This window comes from Mycolicibacterium grossiae (genome assembly GCF_008329645.1).
In the GTDB taxonomy this organism is placed as follows: Bacteria; Actinomycetota; Actinomycetes; order Mycobacteriales; family Mycobacteriaceae; genus Mycobacterium; species Mycobacterium grossiae.
Window position 1 is genome coordinate 5,021,157 of the sequence record NZ_CP043474.1, and the last position, 18,939, is coordinate 5,040,095.

Here is an 18,939-nt window from a genome sequence, read left to right on the forward strand (position 1 = left end):
GCAACGCGGACGCCGCGAAAGTCACGAATCCGCAATGGCGCTGCGATGTCGCGAAGGAATTCATAGGATCAGCCATGCCTTCCGGAGGGGTCGACGCGTCCCCAGCTCCCGCGCCGTCCACCACGGGCGCCGGCATCGAACTCGTCGGGGTGCGGAAAGTCTTCGGTGACCGCGGCACGGACGTCGTCGCGGTGCACGGTGCCGACCTGACCGTGCACGACGGCGAGCTGTTCGCCATCCTCGGCCCGTCCGGCTCCGGAAAGACCACGGTCCTGCGGATGATCGCTGGTTTCGACGACCCCACCGCCGGGGTCATCCGGCTCGGCGGCGTCGACGTCACCGGAGTGCCGGCGCGGCACCGCGACGTCAACACCGTCTTCCAGGAGTACGCGCTGTTCCCGCACATGACGGTCGCCCAGAACGTCGAGTACGGCCTCAAGGTGAAGGGCGTCCCGAAGGCGCAGCGGCGCACCCGCGTCGCCGACGCCCTCGACCTGGTGCGCCTCGCCGACGTCGGACCGCGGCGGCCGGAGCAGCTCTCCGGCGGGCAGCGCCAACGGGTTGCGCTCGCCCGCGCCCTCGTCGGCCGCCCGCGCGTCCTGCTGCTCGACGAACCGCTCGGGGCGCTGGACCTCAAACTGCGCGAGCAGATGCAGATCGAATTGAAGGCGATCCAGCGCGAGATGGGCATCACCTTCGTGATCGTCACCCACGACCAGGACGAGGCCCTGACCCTGTGCGACCGGCTCGCGGTGTTCAACGACGGCCGCATCGAGCAGATCGGCGCCGCACGCGAGGTCTACGAGCAGCCGGCCAACCGCTTCGTCGCCGACTTCGTCGGCACGTCCAACGTGTTCGACGGCGACGCCGCCGCCACACTGCTCGGCCGCCGGGGCCAGTACGCGGTGCGGCCGGAGAAGATCGCGGTGTTGCCCGCAGGAGACCCCGGCACCCCGGGCACTCAGACCGTGGCCGCGACGGTCGCCGAGGTCATCTACGCCGGTGCCGTCACGCGCGTGGCCGCCGTCGCCACGCCCGGTATCACGCTCACCGCCACGGTGCTCAACGCCGCGGCCACTCTTCCCGACGACCTCGGCCACGGCTCCCCCGTCACGCTGGCGTGGCCCGAGGACGCCGTCCGCGACCTGTCCTGACCCTCGTCCCCCACCAATCGTTCCCCGTGAATCGTTGCTAAAGAAACGTCCCCCCACGAATCGTTGCCCCGACGAGAAGGAGCCATCCGTGAAGACCCATGCCATCCGCCTCGGCCTCGCGCTCAGCGCGTGCGTCGCCCTGGTCGCCGCCTGCTCCGGCTCGCAGAGCGGTGGCGGCGAGGAGCCGCCGAAGATCGAACCGCTCGGCGCGCTCGGCCAGAACGAGGGCGAACTGAACCTCATCGCCTGGGCCGGCTACGCCGAGAACGGCACGAACGACCCGGCGGTGAACTGGGTGACCCCGTTCGAGAAGGAATCCGGGTGCAAGGTCAACGTCAAGATCGGCAACACGTCCGACGAGATGGTGCAGCTGATGCGCAGCGGCCAGTACGACGGCGTCTCGGCGTCCGGTGACGCGACGCTGCGCCTCATCTACGCCGGGGACGTCGCGCCGGTGAATACCTCGCTGGTGCCGAACTACGAGACCATCGCGCCCTTCCTCAAGGACAAGCCGTGGAACTCCGTCGACGGCCAGATGTACGGCATTCCGCACGGCTGGGGCGCCAATCTGCTGATGTACAACGTCGACGTGGTCCGCGACGCCCCGAACTCCTGGGGCGCGGTGTTCACCGACGCCGCCAAGTACAAGGGCAAGGTGACGGCGTACGACTCGCCCATCTACATCGCCGACGCCGCGCTCTACCTGTCGAAGACCAAGCCGGAGTTGGGGATCGAGGACCCGTACTCGCTGACCGCCGAGCAGCTCGACGCGGTGGTCGAGCTGCTGAAGGCCCAGCGCGAGAACGTCGGCGAGTACTGGTCGGACTACACCAAGGAGGTGCAGGCCTTCGAATCCGGCACGTCGGTGATCGGCACGACCTGGCAGGTCATCGCCAACACGATCGGCTCGGGCAACAAGGTTCAGGTGAACACGGTGCTCCCCAAGGAGGGCGCCACCGGGTGGTCGGACACCTGGATGGTCTCGGCCAAGGCCGCGCACCCGAACTGCATGTACTCGTGGATGAACTGGATCACCAAGCCGGAGATCAACGCGCAGGCCGCCGAGTACTTCGGTGAGGCGCCCGGGCAGACGAAGGCCTGCGCCTTCACCACCGAGAAGGACTACTGCGACATCTACCACGCGACCGATGCGGACTTCGCCGCGCAAATCCACTACTGGACCACGCCGCAGAAGAAGTGCGTCGACGGCAGCGGGGACCAGTGCACGGCCTACGACGAGTGGGTCGACAAGTGGCAGCAGATCAAGGGGTGACGCAGGCCGCCTCGCCACCGCACCGCACCGCACCGCCGACGCCGGGACTCCGGCGTCGGTGGGCGCTGGCGCTGCTGCTCGTCCCGCCGCTGGGCTGGCTCGCCGTCGCCTACCTCGGTTCGCTGGCGGTCCTGCTGGTCTCGGCGCTGTGGACGACGAGTTCGTTCACCGGCGCGGTCGTGCGCCGCGTCAGCACCGACAACGTCGTGCGCGTCCTGACCGACGAACTTTTCCGCGCGGTGACCATCCGGACCGTGGGCGTCGCCCTGGTCGTCACGGTGCTGTGCGCCGTGCTGGCGGTGCCGTTGGCGCTGTACATGGCGAAGGTCGCCAGTCCCCGCGTCCGCCTCGCCCTCGTCGTCGCCGTCACCACCCCGCTGTGGGCGAGCTATCTGGTCAAGGCGTACGCGTGGCGGATGCTGCTGTCACCGGACGGACCGCTGGACTGGGCCGTCGGCTACTCGCCTGGCTACGGATTGATCGCCACCGTGATCGTGCTGACCTATCTCTGGCTGCCGTACATGGTCATCCCGGTGTTCGCGGCGTTCGACCGCGTGCCCGACGCGCTCGTCGACGCCAGCGCCGACCTCGGCGCCTCCGATCCGACGATCATGCGGACGGTCATGGCGCCGTTGGTGTTTCCCGGCATCGCCGCCGGATCCATCTTCACGTTCTCGCTGTCGCTGGGCGACTACATCGCGGTGACGATCGTCGGCGGCAAGACCCAACTGCTCGGCAACGTCATCTACGGACAGCTGGTGACGGCCAACGACCAGCCGCTCGCCGCGGCGCTGTCGGTGATCCCGCTGCTCGCGATCATCGCCTACCTGCTCGCCATGCGGCGCACCGGCGCGCTGGAGAACGTCTGATGCGCTCCTCGGCCACCCGACGGTTCCTGCGCATCTGGACGTTCGTCGTCCTCGCGTTCCTGTACGTGCCGCTACTGCTGGTCGTGGTGAACGCCTTCAACGCCTCGCGGACGTTCGCCTTCCCGCCCACCGGCTTCACCCTGCAGTGGTGGCGGGCCGCCGCGGCCAGCGACGGCATGTGGCAGTCGCTGGCCAACTCGGCGATCGTCGGTGCCTGCGCGACCGCCATCGCGCTGGTCCTGGGCACCATGGCCGCCTTCGCCGTCCAGCGCTTCGCCTTCTTCGGGCGGCACACCGTCAGCTTCCTGGTCGTGCTGCCGATCACCCTGCCCGGCATCGTCACCGGCATCGCGCTCAACGCGACCTTCACCTCGGCGCTGGGGCTGACGCTCGGACTCGGGACCGTCATCGTCGGGCACGCGACGTTCTGCATCGTCATCGTCTTCAACAACACCCAGGCGCGGCTGCGCCGGCTCGGCACCAGTCTCGAGGCGGCCTCCGCGGACCTCGGGGCCTCGTCGTGGCAGACGTTCCGCTACGTCACCTTCCCGATGATGCGCGGGTCGCTGGTGGCCGGCGCCGTGCTGGCGTTCGCCCTGAGCTTCGACGAGGTCGTCGTCACCACCTTCACGGCGGGGCCGTCGGTGCAGACGCTGCCGATCTGGATCTTCGGCAACCTCTTCCGGCCGAACCAGGCACCGGTGATCAACGTCGTCGCCGCGGCCCTGACGCTGGTGGCCGTCATCCCGGTGTGGCTGGCCCAGCGCATCGGCGGCGATCCGGCAGGCACCCGGGTCTGAGTCAGCGGCCGTCGGACGTCCAGTTGCCGCCGAGCAGCACGTCGGTGGTGTACTCGGACACGGCGGTCGTCATGTGCCGCTGCATCGCCGCGTCGAGCCGGTCGGCGATCACGCGCTCGCCGAGCGCGCGGTGGTCGGCGACGATCCGGCGCAGCGCGTCCATGTCCTCGCCGGTCGGCGCGGCAGGCAAACCGAAGCGTTCGGTGGCGACGTCCTTGAGCGTGGCGACCACCACCGCGGCGAGCGCGTCGATCTCGTCGCGCGCGGCCTCGGCCACCCGCAGGACGGCGCGCACGTAGGCAACCGGGTCGGCGGCACGGGCCAGAATGCCGGCGAGTTCGGTGTCGGGGACGACCAGGTGGCCGTCGACGAGGTCGGCCATGCCCAGTTCGCGCAGGCGCTGCGCTTCGGGTCCGTCCGGGTCGATGCCGACCTCGGCCGCCGTACGCGCGCGCCGGTTGCCGAACAGCGCGTCGTGCATGCCGAGGACGTCCCCGAGGTCGTGTCCGTCGCGGATGCCGGCGATGAACTCGGCGATGTGGGCCGTGCTGAAGCCGCGGCGCAGCAGGCTGCTGATCGCCTGCAGCTGAGCGAGGTGTCGTTCGTCGTACACCGCCGATCGCCCCTGCCGTCGTGGCGGATCCAGCAGGCCACGCTCCCGGTAGGCCCGGATGTTGCGTGCACTGACGCCCGAGGCGACCTCGAGGTCGGTCAGTCGATACTCAGCCAACGCGTCCGAACTCTCCTTTGCCGTCGCGCGCCATCGCCATGCCGGTCCGCAACAGTACATTCGTTCACTGAGAATGTCACCACACCCGCCTGAACACCGGAGTACCGCGCCGAAGGTGCGCGCGCGTGCGAGTTCAGCGAACGATCAAGATCAACGGTGCACCGCGGAGGTTGGCTTGCACGGCCGGCGTGGACGACGATGTGTCGAGTGCGCGCCTGGATCATCTGGCTGACGGGACTGCTGGCCTACGTGATCGCCGTCCTCGACCGCACCACGCTCGGCGTATCCGGTCTGGCGGCCGCCGATCGCTTCGCCGCCACCCCGAGCCTGCTCTCCACGTTCGTGGTGCTGCAGGTGGTGGTCTACGCCTGCGCCCAGGTCCCGGCGGGCATCCTGCTGGACCGCTACGGCTCGCGCGTGCTCATCGTCACCGGAGCCGCGCTGATGGCGGCCGGGCAGCTGACGCTCGCGCTGACCTCCGCGCTGCCCTTGGCGATCGGCGCCCGGGCCGTCGTGGGACTGGGCGACGCGCTCACGTTCATCTCGGTGCTGCGACTGGTACCGCACTGGTTCGCCCCACGTCGCGTGCCGCTGATCACGCAGCTCACCGGCATCTGCGGCCAGCTCGGTCAGGTGCTCTCGGCGATCCCGTTCCTCGCCCTGCTCAGCGGCGCCGGCTGGGCCACCGCGTACGCCTCGGTGACCGCGCTCGGCGCGCTGGCGATGGCGCTGGCCTTCGCCCTGGTGAAGGACACGCCGCACGGCCGCGTGGTGGCGACCGACACGCTGTCGGTCCGCTCGACGCTGGGTGGGGTGCGGACGGTCTGGCTGCGCCCGGGCACTCGCCTGGGGTTCTTCACCCACATGGGCACGCAGTTCTCGGTGACGGTGTTCGCCCTCATGTGGGGGGTGCCGTACCTGACCGTCGCCCAAGGCCTGTCGACGGCGACCGCGGGTGCGCTCCTGACGATCTCGGTGGTCGCGGCCATCTCGGCCGGCATCGTGATCGGCCTGGCCACCGGCCGCCTGCCGCACCGCCGGTCGCGCATCGTGCTCGGCATCATCGTCAGCAACGCGCTGGCGTGGACCGCCGTCCTCGCCCTGCCGCATCGGGCACCGCTGTGGCTGTTGATCCTGCTGGTGATCGTCATCTCGGTCGGCGGTCCCGGCTCCATGGTGGGCTTCGACTTCGCCCGGACCTTCAATCCGAGCGCGACGCTCGGGACCGCCCAGGGCATGGTCAACATGGGCGGCTTCCTGGCGGCGCTCACGGTGATGCAGGTGATGGGCGCGATCCTCGACGCCACCGGCGGCTACTCGTTCGACGCGTTTCGCCTTGCGTGGACCGTGCAGTACGCCATCTGGGCGCTCGCGATCGTCGGCATCCTGATCACGCGCCGCAAGGCTCGTCAGCAGATCAAGGACGAACTCGGGGTGCCCGCCGCGAGCCGGTTGGACCGGTCGCTGCTGGAGGCGTTCGAGGCGCGCTGATCAGCGGTTGGCGGCCGTGGAGCGGCGGTTCGCCTTCTTGATCGCGTCGACCAGCTCGTCCTTGGTCATCTTCGAACGGCCGGTGACGTCGAGCCGGCGTGCCACGTCCAGAAGGTGCTTCTTGCTCGCATTGGCGTCGACGCCCTCGGCGGTCTTGCCGCTGGGATTCGCTCCGCCGCTGCGCGCGCGCTGGTCGGACGGGCCCTTCTCGTCCTTGGGCTCCCAGTGGTCGCCGACCTTCTCGAAGCTGTGCTTGAGCGCGCTGTAGGCGACCCGGTGCGCCCGTTCGCCTTCGCCGTACTCGTCGGCGGCCGAGTCATGGGCCTTGGTGAACGTGCGCTGCGCCTTGGCGGGCGACTTCTTCAGCGTGCTGGGCAGTTCGCTCTTCTTGGCGGAACCGTCCTTGGCGGTCTTCGGCATGTCTACCTCCACGGTGGAGCGCGGTGGCGTACCGCGCGCTCCTCGTCGCCTACCCGCCCCGCCGCGGTTCCAACCGCCGTGACTACCCGCCCGTGCCGACCACCGACTACCCGCCCGTGCCGGCCACCGCCGCCCGCCGGTGTCCGATCACCTCGAAGCCGACGACGCTGATCGCCGGGCCGAGGGTGAGCACCAGCAGACACGCCGTCATCGGCACGCCGAGCAGCGCGCACGCCACCGCGGCGATCAGCACCGCCATCGTCGCGCCGGCCAGCAGCAGGTGCAGCGCGTCCCACGTCCGCGTCATCAGCCCGTAGAGGACGAAGATCAGCGCGACGTACACCGCGACCGGGATGGCCACCGACAGGACCGTACCCGTGGCGCCGAGCGCCGAGTGCTCCTCGACGTAGTACGCCGCGGTGTGCAGGCCGGCGCCGGTCGCGACGATGGCTCCGAACACGGCGATGTGCAGGTAGCCGAAGGCGAAGCTGCGCTCACGGTGGGCGTGGAGCAGGTCGGCGCTCGGCACCGCGAAGTAGATCCACCACATTCCGAACGTCAGGCCGGTGCCCGCCACGGCGAGCAGGACCGCGTCCGGCGTCCAGCCGTGCTCGCCGACCACTGCCGTCAGCGACGCGACGGTGCCCACCACGCCCTCGCCGAGCGCGATGATCGCCAGCAGCCCGTAGCGCTCGGCGATGTGGTGGGCATGCCATGGCGTGCCGCCGCGCCGGGTCTCGGCCAGCAGTGGACCGACCATCTCCGCGAGGGCCAGCACCACGAACATCGCCAGCCCCACCGTCACGTTCACGGGCAGCAGGATCGCCCCGATCCAGCCGACCTGCACCATCGTGATGACGCATGCGTAGGTGAGCGACGCCCGCCGGCGGGCGGGGTCCTGCCGCGCCGCGCGCAGCCACTGCGCGACCAGCGCCACGCGCATCACGACGTAGCCGGCGACGACCATCTCGTTGGCGAGGTGCCCGCCGTGGGAGATGGACGCGAAGAACGGCGGGATGCCGAGCGCGAGGATCAGCACGCCGACCATCTGCACCATCGTCAACACGCGGTACACCCAGTCGTCGGTGTCGTAGGCCGATGCGAACCAGGTGAAGTTGATCCACGCCCAGCACGTCGCGAAGGTGGCGAAGAAGAACCCGGTGAGCGCCGCCGCGACGTGGTCGGCGGCGAGCCCGTGCGCCAGCTCGGAGGCCGCCACGCCGAAGGCGATGACGAACGTCAGGTCGAAGAGCAGTTCCAGCGGAGTCGCCACGCGGTGGCGCTCGTGGGGGTCCCGCCCACCCATTCGGCGTATCCGGTGCGTCGCCGCCCGCGGCTGCGAATCGTCCATGGCCTGCTCCCTCCGACGGCGGAACCGTACCGGGTGCGCGGACTCGCCGCCACGCCCGTCTAGCGTGTCAGCCGTGCACGCATCGACCGGACCGGCCGCGGTGGGCGTGGTGCTGGCTGCGGGCATGGGGACCCGGGTCGGCGCCGACGGCAACAAGGCCTATCTGCCGCTGGCGGGCCGCAGCATGGTGGCGTGGTCGGTCGACGCCGTGGCCGACGCCCCCGGGATCGGCCGCACCGTCCTGGTGTACCGCCGCGGGGAGCGCGAGCTGGCCGCGCGGACGGTCGCTGCCGAGGTGCGCTGCCGGACCGTCGAACTCGTCGAGGGCGGCGACACCCGGCACGGCTCGGAGTGGAACGTGCTGCGGTACCTGAGCGACGACATCGAGGCCGGGTCGGTCGGACTCGTGCTCATCCACGACGCCGCACGGCCGCTCGCCGGCTGCGACATGATGCACGCGGCACTGACGACGGCCGACGAATTCGGTGGCGCGATACCGGGTTTGGCGGCCCGTGACGTGGTCCGCGAGGACGGGCCGGAGGCGTTTCACGCCGTTGCGGGGACGCTGGTGCGGGTGCAGACGCCGCAGGCATTCCGTGCGGCCCCGCTGCTGGCGGCCTACCGCGCCGCCGCCGCCGAGGGCTTCGACGGCACCGACACCTCGGCGTGCATGCAGCGCTTCACCGACGTCGACGTGCACGTGTTCCCCGGCGCTGCCACGAACCTCAAGGTGACGTTCGGCCACGACGTCGCCCTCGCGTCACACCTGCTCGCTAGGCGCGCGGAGCACCCCGGACGGCCATGATCGCCTCCAGCAGCGCGGCGTCCGCGGGCAGGTCGGCGGCGACCGCGTCGGGATCGCCGGGCACGGTGGCGACCGTCGCGCCGTCAGCGAGCGCCGCGACGAATTCGTCGCCGGAGTCCCCCGCCACCGACCACCGACCCAGCACCGAGGACAGCACCGAGGCGCGATAGCCGCGCGGGTACTGCACGGCGCGCATTGCCGTCCGGTCGACGGTGTCGAGCACGGCGCCCGAGTCCGAGACGGCCTTGACGGTGTCGGTCACCGGCAGGACGGGTACCGCCACCTCGGCGCCGCCGGCGACGCGTTCGAGCACGCGCTCGACGACGGCAGGCGAGGTCAACGGGCTGCGGTGATCGTGCACGAGGATCACGGGATCCGTTGTCGCGCCGACGTATTCGAGGCCGGCCGCGATGCAGTGCCGGCGCGTCGCCGGATCGGGAGCGGCCACCACCGCGACGTTCAGCCCGGCGACGCGCAGCGCCGCGGTGGCCGGTTCGACGAGCGCGGCGTCGGCGGTCACCACGACGTCGGCGGCCGTCACACCGCCTGCGTCGAGGAGTCCGGTGAGCACGCGCACCAGTGCGGGCTCACCGGCGACGGGACACAGCGCCGCGTCGCGGGTGATCGCACGGGCCAGCGGAACGATGGCGCGGACGTCGGAGGTCATCGGGCGTCACCGTATCCGACCGGCGAACCTCACACCGGGTCGAACGCCCGGATCAGCCACGTGCCGCCGGACTTCACCATGCCCACCTTGACGCTGCTCGCCGTGAACGAGCCGTTCGGGTTCTCCTTGCTCGTGGTCTGCTGGTTGATGAACACCAGCACCACCGCGGAGTCGGGCGTGAGTTCGGACACCGCCGACCGGACCACCTGCGCCGAGGTCTTGACGTCCTTCTGCTTGGCCGCCGGCGTGACGATGTCGGTGGTGAACTGGTTGTAGTAGTCCAGGAATTCACCGGTGAGGTGCGTCTTGGCCGCGGCGAAGTCCTCGTCCAGGGTGCCCGGCGAGTAGGACAGCAGCGCCACGGTTCCCGCGGACGCAGCGTCGACGGCCTGCGCGGCCGCGGTGGCGCTCGTCTGCTGGTCGGGCCGGAACTCGCGCAGGTAGAGGAACGTCGCCAGGCCGGCGGACGTGAGCAGCAGGACGGCCAGGACGGTGGGCACCAGCACCCGCGTGAGCCCGGAGCGGCGGCGCGTCGTGGTGGCCGCCGGAACGGCGCCGGACGGGGCAGTCCCGGACGCGGTGGTGTCGGATGCGGCGGCCTCGGACGCGGCGGCCTCTGTTCCGCCGGTTTGGGTGATCTCCCGGGCGTCGGCCGCGTCGCCGGTGTGGGACGGGTCGTTCTCGGTCATGGCACGAACTCCACCTTCGCGAGCTTGATCTGGTCGCCGTCGCGCGCGACGCCCACGATGAGGCGCCAGGACCGGGGCTCCTGCTTCGCGCTGGCGGCGTTGGAGACCTGGGTGGTGACGGCGACGAGCACGGTGGCGTCCCGGTCGGACATCGCCTGCACCGCGGTCGCCGTGACGGTCGCCTCGGTGACCACCTTCGACTGCTGGGCCACCTGCGTGAAGGACTCGGCCTGGCTCTCGAAGTCCTTGCGGAAGTCGCCGGTGGTGTTGTCGAGGATGCGCTGCACGTCCTCCTCGGCGCGCGTGAAGTCGAGCGACATCAGCGTCACCACGCCTTGGCGCGCCGCGGCGGCGTACTCCGCCGAGCGCTGCTCGGCGGCGACGACGCGCTGGTGGTGCCAGATCATGTAGCCACTCGCGCCGAGCAGGCCGAGGGTCAGGACGACGGCGAGGGCGCCGACCACCGCGCGCAGCGGCACGGTTCGCCGGCGCGCCGGGGCCTCGGCGACCGGTTCCGCCTCGGTCACGTCGGGTTCGGTTGTGGCCGCGCCGGGCTCGGCGTCGAGCGAGGTGTTCGGCTCGGCGACGGTCTCGGGCGGTGCGGCAGGGGCCGCCTCGACGGTTGCGGACGTGCCCGTCTCGGGCGGTGTGGACGTGCCCGTCTCGGGCGGTGTGGGAGTGCCCGTCTCGGGCGGTGTGGCGGCGGCGCGCCGCAGCCGGATGGCACGGGCGCGGGCCCGGGCCGCCGCCGCGACCGCTTCGGCCTCGGCGGCCTCGGCCTCGGCCTCCTCGGCCAACGCCAGCGCGTCCTCCGGCGACGTCGGATCGCGGGGCGCGGGCGTGGAGTCACCGCCTCGCTGCGAGGTGCGCTCGCTCGCGGCCATGCGGTCTCCTGTCCTCCTCGGTCACGGCTCACACCGTGAGAATGGCGTTTCCGTCGTTGCCGTCGGCCCGACCCTACCGGACGCAGCTGAGCGCTCATTCCGGCCATTGCGCTGCGCAAATGCGGTTGACGCGTCCAGCGGCGCCTCAGCGCAGGCGGTCCTTGACCACCTTGCCGGTGGCGTTGGTCGGTAGCTCGTCGAGGAACTGTACCGACCGCGGCACCTTGTATCCCGCCATCCGCTCACGACTCCAGGCGATCACGTCCTCCTCCGACGGCCCGTCGGCGTCGCGGCGCAGCACCAGGAAGGCCTTGCCGACCTGTCCGAGCCGTTCGTCGGGGACGCCGATGACGGCGGCCTGCGCGACGGCCGGGTGCTGCAGGAGGAAGCCCTCGATCTCGGCCGGGTAGGCATTGAACCCGCCGACGATGTACATGTCCTTCTTGCGGCCGACGATGCGCAGGCGGCCGGAGTCGGTGAACTCGCCGAGATCGCCGGTGTGCAGCCAGCCATCGGCGTCGATGGCCTCGGCCGTCGCCGCGGGATCGTCGAGGTAGCCCTGCATGACGTTGTAGCCGCGCACCAGCACCTCGCCGTCGCCTGCCACGCGCACCTCGACGTCGTCGCACGGCAGCCCGGCGGTCGTCGCGACGTCGACCGCGCCGTCGCCGGGACGCGACAGCGTCACGTTGCCCGCTTCGGTGAGTCCGTAGCCGGTCATCAGCGATTGGAACGGCAGTTCCTCGCGAATGCGTCGGATCAGCTCGACCGGGATGTCGGCGGCGCCGGTCACCCCGGCGCGCAGCGTGGCCAGCCGGCTCTTGTCGGACACCGTGAGCAGCGAGTGGTACAGCGTCGGCGGCCCCGGCAGCATGGTGACCCGTTCGCGTTCGATCAGGTCCACCACCACGTCGACGTCGAACGCCGCCACCGGCAGCATCGTCGCACCGCGCAGGAACGAGGCGACGAGACCGGCCTTCAACCCGAAGGTGTGGAAGTAGGGGTTGATCATCAGGTAGCGGTCGCCCTCGCGCAGGTCGGCGAGCGTCGCCCACTCCTCGTAGGCGCGCAGCGTCTGGCGGTGGTTCATCATGGCGCCCTTGGGGCGGCCGGTGGTGCCGGAGGTGAAGATGACGTCGGCGATGTCGTCGCCGTGCAGCCACTCGGTGGGCGCCCGGTCGAACGGAGTTGCCGCGGTGAGGAATTCGGACCGGAGGTCGATGGTGGGCACGTCGAGCGCCACGCCGAAGTCCTGCCCCAGGAAGCCGGGCTGCACCAGCACGGCGCGGGCACCGCTGCGGGCGATGACGTCGGCGGCCTCTTCGGCCTTGAACCGGGTGTTCACCGGCACCAGGACGCCGCCGGCGGTCATGACGCCGAAGGCCGCGATGATCCAGTGCGCCGAGTTGGGCGCCCACAGGGCAACCCGGTCGCCCTTGGCGACGCCGAACTCGGCGAACGCGCCCGCGGCGCTGCGGATGCGCTCGCCGAGTTCGGCGAAGGACAGGCGCAGCGGACCGTCGACGACGGCTTCGGAGTCACCGAAGCGGTCCGCTGCGCTCAGCACCATCTCGGGGATGGTCTGCCACGGTGTCATCAGGTCGTGACGAGACGCCCCAGGTTCCCGCCCATGATCTTCGCCTGGTCCTCCACGGCGAGGTGCTCCAGGGCCGTCACGTAGTGCGTCGGCTCCGCGAGCCCCTCGGGGTGCGGCCAGTCCGACCCGTACAGCACCTGGTCGACGCCGATCAGGTTGATCAGGTCGTCGATGCCCTCCTCGTAGAACGGGCTGACGTAGATGCGGTTCTTGATCTCCTCCATCGGGTTGCCCAGGAAGGCCTCGGGGGCCTTCTTGTAGACCTCCGCCATGGAGTCGAGCAGCGGGAACATCCACTTCGAGCCGGCCTCGACGATGCCGACCTTGAGCTTCGGGAAGCGGAACAGCGCACCGTGGATGACCCAGGAGGCCACCGCGTCCTGAATCGGCCGCCACTCGTTGAGGATCGACATCGCGTTGGTCTGGAACGGCAACATCTCCTGCGCCGCGCCGTCCCACTCCGAGGTGTAGCGCGAGTAGCCGCTGTCCGAGGAGTGCATGCCGACGAAGATGTCGTGCTCGACGCAGCGCTCCCAGAACGGGTCGAACTCCGGCAGGGCGAACGACCGCGGGCCGCGGAAGCCGGGGACCGGGGCGGGCCGGATGAGGATGGCGCGGGCACCGCGCTTGACCGCCCACTCCAGCTCTTCGATCGCCTTCTCCACGATGGGCAGCGTGATCACCGGGGTGGTGAAGATGCGGTTCTGGTAGTTGAAGCCCCAGACCTCGTGCAGCCATTCGTTGAGGGCGTGGATGATGACGTGGATGGCGACCGGGTCATCGCTCAGCCGCTCCTCGATGAGGCTCGCCAGCGTCGGGAACATCAGGCTGCGGTCGACGCCGAGTTCGTCCATCACCTTGATGCGCGGCTCGGGTTCGAAGAACGCCGGGATCGCCTTCATCGGCTCGCCGAACAGCTCGCGCTTGCTCTTGCCGTCGGGGTTGCCGAACTTGAAGTACTCCTCCCACGCACCGGGCTTGGCGACGACGGAGAACGTCGGGTTCGGGATGTAGTTGCTGATCTGCCCCTTGAGCGCGATCTTGGTGCGCCCGTTGATCTCGACGTACTGAACGACGTCCTTGTACTCCTTCGGGAGGTACTTGGTCATCGCCTCGGGCGGCTCGTACAGGTGGTTGTCCGCATCGAAGAGCGGAAACGGAATGTCGACGCGGTGCGACAGCTGGCCCATGGAATGCTCCTTTTCCTATCGTGAGAATCGTATTCTCATTTGGTGGGTGCCGCAACGACCGGGTTGCCGGTCACTTCGCGGGACGGGTTCACCGGGCCGGCCCACAGGCCGTGCCGGATGACGTACTTCTGCACCTTGCCGCTCGCCGTGCGCGGGTAGTCGGTGACTTCGTGCAGTTCCTCGGGCCACTTCTGTCGGGCGATTCCGGCCCGCTCGAAGTGGTTGCGGACGGCGTCCAGGGACGGCAGGTCGGCACCAGACCTGAGGCGCAGCACCGCGGCGACGTGCTCGCCGAGCCGCTCGTCGGGCGCGGCCACCACGACGGCCTCGGCGACCTCGGGCATCGCCAGCAGCACCTCCTCGACCTCGAGCGCGCTGATGTTCTCGCCGCCGCGGATGATGACGTCCGCCTTGCGGTCGGTGATGGTCAGGTAACCGTCCTCGTCGAGCACGCCGACGTCGCCGGTGTGGTACCAGCCCTCGTCGTCGAACGCAGTCGCCGTCAGCTCCGGGTCGGTGTAGCCCAGGCAGAGATCCGGTCCGCGACTGAGGATCTCGCCCTCCTCGGTGAGCCGGATCTCGACGCCGGGCCGCGGGTTGCCGTCGGTGTAGAGACGCTTGTCCTCCGGCGCGTACGGGCTCGAGCCGGTGATCGACGGATGCTCGGTACTGCCGTAGGACCGGAAAACCAGCACGCCGCGGTCGGACAGCCGACGCGTCACCGCGGCGGGCACCGTCGAACCGCCCAGTCCGGCCGTCGTGATGAGCCGCATGTGGTCGGACGTGAAGTCGGGGTGGTCCATGAGGCTGGTCAGGAAGTACGGCGGACCGCCGCCGATCGAGAGGCCGTCCGACGACATCAGCGCGAGCACCCGCCCCGGGTCCCACACGTCGCACAGGTCGATGGCCGTGCCCTCCAGGACCGGGATGAGGAATGCGCCGAGCATGCCGATGAAGTGCCCGACGGGCGTCGCGGTGAGCTGCCGTCCCCGGTCCGGCGGATAGTTGGCCAGCAGTTGCCGGGTCTCGCAGTTGAGCGTCTGGTGGCTGTGGATGACGCCCTTGGGGTCGCGCGTGGTCCCGGAGGTGAAGGCGATGAGCGCCGGTGAGGCGGGGTCAGTCGGCACCACCTCGGTCAACGGCTCGGCGGCGAGCAACGCGTCGAAGTCCTCGACGGCCCCGGCGTCCTCGACGGCGGTCCGCGCGCCGACCAGCGCGACGATGGGGACGTCGGCGCACAGGTCCGGGTGAAACGTCATGCGGCCGAACCGCTCGGTGGTGACGAAGACCTTCGGCGCCGCCGTGCCGATGATGTGGGCGAGTTCCTTGCGGCCGTAGAAGTGCACGATGGGCACCACGACCGCGCCGAGGTAGGCCGCCGCCCAGAACGTGACGGCCGCCTCTCGCCAGTTCGGCAGTTGCATCGCGACCACGTCGCCGGGGACGACGCCGCGGGCGTGCAGACCCGCGGCCAGCCGACGCGCCAGGTGGTCGACCTCACCGCAGGTGCCCCGGAACGGGCGGATGTCGGAATGCACCGCGAACGTCGCGTCGGGCGCGGCCCGCAGGCCACCGGCGATCAGGTCGCCCAGGGTTTCGGCGGTCCACCAGCCCTCGGCCTCGTACCGGGCCACGAGGTCCTCGGGGATCCTCCGCATGGTTCTCCCTCCGCTCGTCCGAGCAGCACTGCTGGTGATGTTATTCTCCGAAAGCGAGAATGCCAATACCGCAGATAGAGAACGTTTCACTCGGGCGGCCGCATGGTAGAGGTGTACTGCACGCGACAGCTCGAGACGGAGGCATGGGTGGACGACAGCCAGATGGTGAACGTGGACGTGACCGACGGGCTCGCCGTCATCACCATCGACCGCCCGCACGCCCGCAACGCGATCTCGCTCACCACGATGGATCGGCTGGACGACGCACTGGACGCCGTGGCCGGTGCCCGTGCGCTGGTCATCAAGGGCGCCGGCGACAAGGCGTTCGTCTCCGGCGGCGACCTCAAGGAGCTGGCCGCGCTGCGTACCGAGGAGGACGCCGCGGGAATGGCGTGGCGCATGCGTCGCGTGTGCGACCGCATCGCGGCCTTTCCCGGCCCGACGCTGGCCGCACTCAACGGGCACGCGCTGGGCGGGGGCGCGGAGGTCGCGGTGGCCGCCGACATCCGCCTCGCCGCCGACGACGTCAAGATCGGCTTCAACCAGGTGGCACTGGAGATCATGCCCGCCTGGGGCGGCGCCGAACGGCTGTCGGCCCTGGTCGGCAAGAGCCGGGCGCTGCTACTCGCCGGGACCGGCGCCATCCTCGACGCCGCGGAGGCCGAACGCGTGGGCCTCGTTCAGCGGGTCGTGCCGCGCGGCGCCTTCGAGGCCGAATGGCGTTCCGTGGCAGCCCAGTTGGCGCATCCGGCCGCCAGCGAGATCAAGCGCGTCGTCGGCGGAACCACCACCGAGGACGCCGTGGCGGCGTTCGCCCGGCTGTGGGTCTCCGATGCGCACTGGGAGGCTGCGGACAAGGTGCTCAAGCGGGTCCGGTGAGCCGTCGCGGCCTGCGCCGCGCGAGCGCACGTCAGCGGCGCCCGCGGTGGGCCGCGAAGTCCCGCGACGCCGCGCTCATCAGCTCGACCAGGGTGCGCCGATCGACGGTCCACACCTGCTCGGCGACCGCCCGGTTGTGTTCGCCGACGACGTGGACCGGACCGTTGCCGATGTTCTCCACGATCTCGCGGGCGACGGCCTCGGCCGTCATCTGCTGATCCGGGTCGTAGGCGACGCCCATGCGCTCCAGCGCGGGCGTGAACGTCATCCCGAGGGGCGTGCAGCAGACGTCCACACCGTAGGGCAGGAGTTCGGCCCACAGGCCCTCGGCGAAGGTGTGCTGGAAGGCCTTCACGCCGGCGTACATGGCGAGCGTCGCCGACCCCGCCACGCAGGCGAGCGACGCCACGAAGACCAATCCCCCACGGCCACGCGCGCGCATCGCGGGACCGAAGTGCCGTGCCAGCGCCACCGGGCCGGTGCAGTCGAGCGCGATCTGGGAGCGCGAGTAGGCGTAGTCGGTGTCGAGGAAGTCCGAGGTCCGATCCGACGCGCCGGCGTTGTAGAACATCGACCCGACCTCGAGGTCGGCCGTTGCCGCCGCGACGCGGTCGGCGACGTCGTCGACGGTGAGGTCCAGCACCAGCGGCCGGACCTCGACGCCGTGTCTCGTCGCGACGTCGGCTGCCACCCGGTCGAGCAGGGCCCCGTTGCGCGCGATGAGCACCACGTGGCAGCCCCGTGCGGCGACGTCGTCGGCCAGGCACGCACCGATGCCCTCCGACGCGCCGGCGATAACCGCCCACGGCCCGTAGCGGGTGGCGAAGTCAGGCACCGTCGATGCCCGCCGACGTCGCCGCATCGGCCCGGGCGCCGCCGGTCAGCATCCGGGCCATGTGCGTCGAGCGCGCCGAGATGCGCCACCCATCGGCGGTGCGCACCAGCACGTCCTCGTAGTGTCCGACGACGTCGATCCAGTTGTCGCGGTCGTCCGGGGTGAGCAGCAGGACGGCGTGCACGTAACAGCGCGCCGTCGCGCGATCGCCGACGACGTCGACCACGATGTTCGACAGCCGGTGATACGTCGGCCCCATCGAGCCGTGCAGTTGGGCCATGAGGTCGGTGAAGGCGTCCGGGTCGGTGAAGGTGCCCACCTCGGCGTAGTCGACGTCGATCTCGTCGGCCCAGCAGGTGCGGAACAGCGCCCAGTCCTTGGTGTCGATGCCGGTGGCGTAGCGCGTCAGCACGTCGCCGATCTCTGCGGTGTCGGGGTCCACGTGTGCCATTCACGCACACCGGCGTGAATCGCGTTCTACTCTTTCGGAAACCCGATTCCCGGAGGTCGACCCATGGTGCTGGCGAAGCTCGCCGCGATACTGCTGCTGGGCGCCGGCGGCTCGTTGGTGACGGCGCCCGGCGTCGGTGCGGAGGAACCCGTCCTGCACCACGTCAAGTACACGGTGTTCACCGAAATCCCGTACGCGAACGCCGAGATCTACTACCGCAACGCCGATCCCGCGAACTTCGCGGACTACAGTCACGACCCCTACGTCTTCAGCCCGAACGTCGAGGCGGACCTCGGACCCGACCGGATGTGGACCATGGACGTCATGCTGGCCAACCCCGATCAGTGGGCGATGGTCACCGCCACGAGCCTCGATTCACCACAGCGCCCGAACTTCCACTGCGTGCTGGCCGTGGACGGCCGGGTGGTCGCGACGAACCAGGGCCCCAAGGGCGCCCTGTGCTCCATCCGCACCTGGTGACCGACGCGTCAGGCCGACGTCGCCGACGGCAGCGGCACCCGCTCGCCCTCCAGTTCGCGCAACCACTGCTCGCAGAACGCCTGCATCTCGGTGTGCCCGAACGAGATGCCGAGCGAGTCCTCCAGGGCCAGCACGCGCGAGACGCTCGTCGCGTACACCGCCCACACCACCGGCGGGACGTCCGAGGCGTCCTGACCGTGGCGCCGCAACGCGACGGTCAGCACCTCGACCTGCTGCTGACGGAACTGATCGGCGAACCGGGCGATCTCCGCGCGCAACGCCTTGCGGTGGTTGGCCAGACCCATGAACTCCATCGTCAACCGCGCGACGTGGGGATCCATGCCGAACTCCCACATCGCCCACAGCGGCTGCGGCGAGTCGAGCACCGCACCGTGGGCCTGCAGGCCGAGCTGCGACATGCGCCGGAAGACTTCGATGAACAGGTCGTCCATGGTGCGGAAGTAGTAATGCACCAGTTGGGGTTTCAGCCCGGCACGGTCGGCGACCCGCCGCGAGGTCACCGCGGCGTAGCCCTCCTCGAGCATCAACTGCTCCGCCGCGTCGAGGAGGACGCCGCGGTTCTTGGCGTCCGGTCCGCCGATCCGTCGATCCGATGCCATGCCGCACCTCCCCTTGCTCGCGCCGGTTCGTATCCGCCGATCGTAAACCCAGGCGGCGCCGCGTCCTTGACCGCGACCCTACGTCATGCTAAGCAG

20 protein-coding genes are annotated in these 18,939 nt (G+C 70.3%); 8 read left to right on the plus strand and 12 right to left on the minus strand.

Annotated features, from left to right (window positions below; translation table 11 throughout):
• The first annotated feature begins 74 nt into the window (after nt 1-74).
• The 4 genes from FZ046_RS24010 (at nt 75) to FZ046_RS24025 (ending at nt 4,096) form a co-directional block, all read left to right on the plus strand.
• The gene (locus tag FZ046_RS24010) at nt 75-1,154 is read left to right on the plus strand and encodes an ABC transporter ATP-binding protein (protein ID WP_070355491.1); all 1,080 of its coding nucleotides are present in this window, start codon (nt 75-77) and stop codon (nt 1,152-1,154) included.
• 88 nt (nt 1,155-1,242) lie between these two features.
• A complete protein-coding gene (locus FZ046_RS24015) occupies nt 1,243-2,427 on the plus strand; it encodes an ABC transporter substrate-binding protein (protein ID WP_070355490.1) in 1,185 nt (394 codons plus the stop codon).
• On the plus strand, nt 2,406-3,296 hold the full coding sequence (locus tag FZ046_RS24020; RefSeq protein ID WP_083298502.1) for an ABC transporter permease: 891 nt from the start codon (nt 2,406-2,408) through the stop codon (nt 3,294-3,296). Before FZ046_RS24015 ends, FZ046_RS24020 begins: the two co-directional genes overlap by 22 nt.
• Nucleotides 3,296-4,096 carry an ABC transporter permease gene (locus FZ046_RS24025; RefSeq protein WP_070355488.1) on the plus strand — a complete coding sequence of 267 codons (801 nt, stop codon included), beginning with the start codon at nt 3,296-3,298 and terminating at the stop codon, nt 4,094-4,096. Before FZ046_RS24020 ends, FZ046_RS24025 begins: the two co-directional genes overlap by 1 nt.
• Before the next feature lies 1 nt (nt 4,097).
• Here the strand turns inward: FZ046_RS24025 and FZ046_RS24030 are convergent, their stop codons facing one another.
• Nucleotides 4,098-4,826: a MerR family transcriptional regulator gene (locus FZ046_RS24030; protein ID WP_070355487.1), complete on the minus strand. Its 729-nt coding sequence runs from the start codon at nt 4,824-4,826 to the stop codon at nt 4,098-4,100.
• 207 nt (nt 4,827-5,033) lie between these two features.
• Here FZ046_RS24030 and FZ046_RS24035 point away from each other — a divergent pair, with 207 nt between their 5' ends.
• Entirely contained in the window at nt 5,034-6,317 is a 1,284-nt protein-coding gene (locus FZ046_RS24035) for an MFS transporter (protein ID WP_070355486.1), read from the plus strand.
• Here the strand turns inward: FZ046_RS24035 and FZ046_RS24040 are convergent, their stop codons facing one another.
• Nucleotides 6,318-6,737, minus strand: coding sequence for a ChaB family protein (locus FZ046_RS24040; protein ID WP_070355497.1), 420 nt, complete (start codon nt 6,735-6,737; stop codon nt 6,318-6,320).
• A gap of 106 nt (nt 6,738-6,843) precedes the next feature.
• Complete coding sequence (locus FZ046_RS24045; protein ID WP_070355485.1) at nt 6,844-8,088, minus strand: low temperature requirement protein A; 1,245 nt, start codon at nt 8,086-8,088, stop codon at nt 6,844-6,846.
• Between the two features lie 124 nt (nt 8,089-8,212).
• On the opposite strand from FZ046_RS24045, the gene FZ046_RS24050 reads away from it, so the two are divergent.
• On the plus strand, nt 8,213-8,893 hold the full coding sequence (locus FZ046_RS24050) for an IspD/TarI family cytidylyltransferase (protein ID WP_070355496.1): 681 nt from the start codon (nt 8,213-8,215) through the stop codon (nt 8,891-8,893).
• Here FZ046_RS24050 and FZ046_RS24055 read toward each other — a convergent pair.
• From FZ046_RS24055 to FZ046_RS24080, 6 genes are all read right to left on the minus strand, one after another.
• Nucleotides 8,862-9,560, minus strand: coding sequence for an IspD/TarI family cytidylyltransferase (locus FZ046_RS24055; RefSeq protein WP_070355484.1), 699 nt, complete (start codon nt 9,558-9,560; stop codon nt 8,862-8,864). The genes FZ046_RS24050 and FZ046_RS24055 overlap by 32 nt on opposite strands.
• Before the next feature lie 29 nt (nt 9,561-9,589).
• On the minus strand, nt 9,590-10,249 hold the full coding sequence (locus tag FZ046_RS24060; RefSeq protein ID WP_070355483.1) for an Rv1363c family protein: 660 nt from the start codon (nt 10,247-10,249) through the stop codon (nt 9,590-9,592).
• Nucleotides 10,246-11,133 carry an Rv1363c family protein gene (locus FZ046_RS24065; protein ID WP_070355482.1) on the minus strand — a complete coding sequence of 296 codons (888 nt, stop codon included), beginning with the start codon at nt 11,131-11,133 and terminating at the stop codon, nt 10,246-10,248. The genes FZ046_RS24060 and FZ046_RS24065 overlap by 4 nt, the downstream gene beginning before the upstream one ends.
• 145 nt (nt 11,134-11,278) lie before the next feature.
• Nucleotides 11,279-12,730 carry a FadD3 family acyl-CoA ligase gene (locus tag FZ046_RS24070; protein WP_083298500.1) on the minus strand — a complete coding sequence of 484 codons (1,452 nt, stop codon included), beginning with the start codon at nt 12,728-12,730 and terminating at the stop codon, nt 11,279-11,281.
• Nucleotides 12,730-13,920, minus strand: coding sequence for an amidohydrolase family protein (locus tag FZ046_RS24075; protein WP_070355481.1), 1,191 nt, complete (start codon nt 13,918-13,920; stop codon nt 12,730-12,732). Before FZ046_RS24075 ends, FZ046_RS24070 begins: the two co-directional genes overlap by 1 nt.
• Nucleotides 13,921-13,955: 35 nt before the next feature.
• Nucleotides 13,956-15,578, minus strand: a complete 1,623-nt coding sequence (locus FZ046_RS24080) for an AMP-binding protein (RefSeq protein WP_070355480.1) — start codon at nt 15,576-15,578, stop codon at nt 13,956-13,958.
• Nucleotides 15,579-15,740: 162 nt separating this feature from the next.
• Here FZ046_RS24080 and FZ046_RS24085 point away from each other — a divergent pair, with 162 nt between their 5' ends.
• Nucleotides 15,741-16,457: an enoyl-CoA hydratase/isomerase family protein gene (locus tag FZ046_RS24085; RefSeq protein WP_070355494.1), complete on the plus strand. Its 717-nt coding sequence runs from the start codon at nt 15,741-15,743 to the stop codon at nt 16,455-16,457.
• A 31-nt stretch (nt 16,458-16,488) separates the two neighbouring features.
• On the opposite strand, the gene FZ046_RS24090 is transcribed toward FZ046_RS24085, so the two are convergent.
• Both FZ046_RS24090 and FZ046_RS24095 read right to left on the minus strand, forming a co-directional pair.
• Complete coding sequence (locus FZ046_RS24090) at nt 16,489-17,292, minus strand: SDR family NAD(P)-dependent oxidoreductase (protein WP_170292476.1); 804 nt, start codon at nt 17,290-17,292, stop codon at nt 16,489-16,491.
• The gene (locus FZ046_RS24095) at nt 17,285-17,743 is read right to left on the minus strand and encodes a nuclear transport factor 2 family protein (RefSeq protein ID WP_070355478.1); all 459 of its coding nucleotides are present in this window, start codon (nt 17,741-17,743) and stop codon (nt 17,285-17,287) included. The genes FZ046_RS24090 and FZ046_RS24095 overlap by 8 nt, the downstream gene beginning before the upstream one ends.
• A gap of 63 nt (nt 17,744-17,806) precedes the next feature.
• Here FZ046_RS24095 and FZ046_RS24100 point away from each other — a divergent pair, with 63 nt between their 5' ends.
• Complete coding sequence (locus FZ046_RS24100) at nt 17,807-18,223, plus strand: Rv2576c family protein (RefSeq protein ID WP_099046052.1); 417 nt, start codon at nt 17,807-17,809, stop codon at nt 18,221-18,223.
• An 8-nt stretch (nt 18,224-18,231) separates the two neighbouring features.
• Here FZ046_RS24100 and FZ046_RS24105 read toward each other — a convergent pair whose 3' ends face one another.
• Nucleotides 18,232-18,843, minus strand: a complete 612-nt coding sequence (locus FZ046_RS24105) for a TetR/AcrR family transcriptional regulator (RefSeq protein WP_070355477.1) — start codon at nt 18,841-18,843, stop codon at nt 18,232-18,234.
• Between the last annotated feature and the right edge of the window lie 96 nt (nt 18,844-18,939).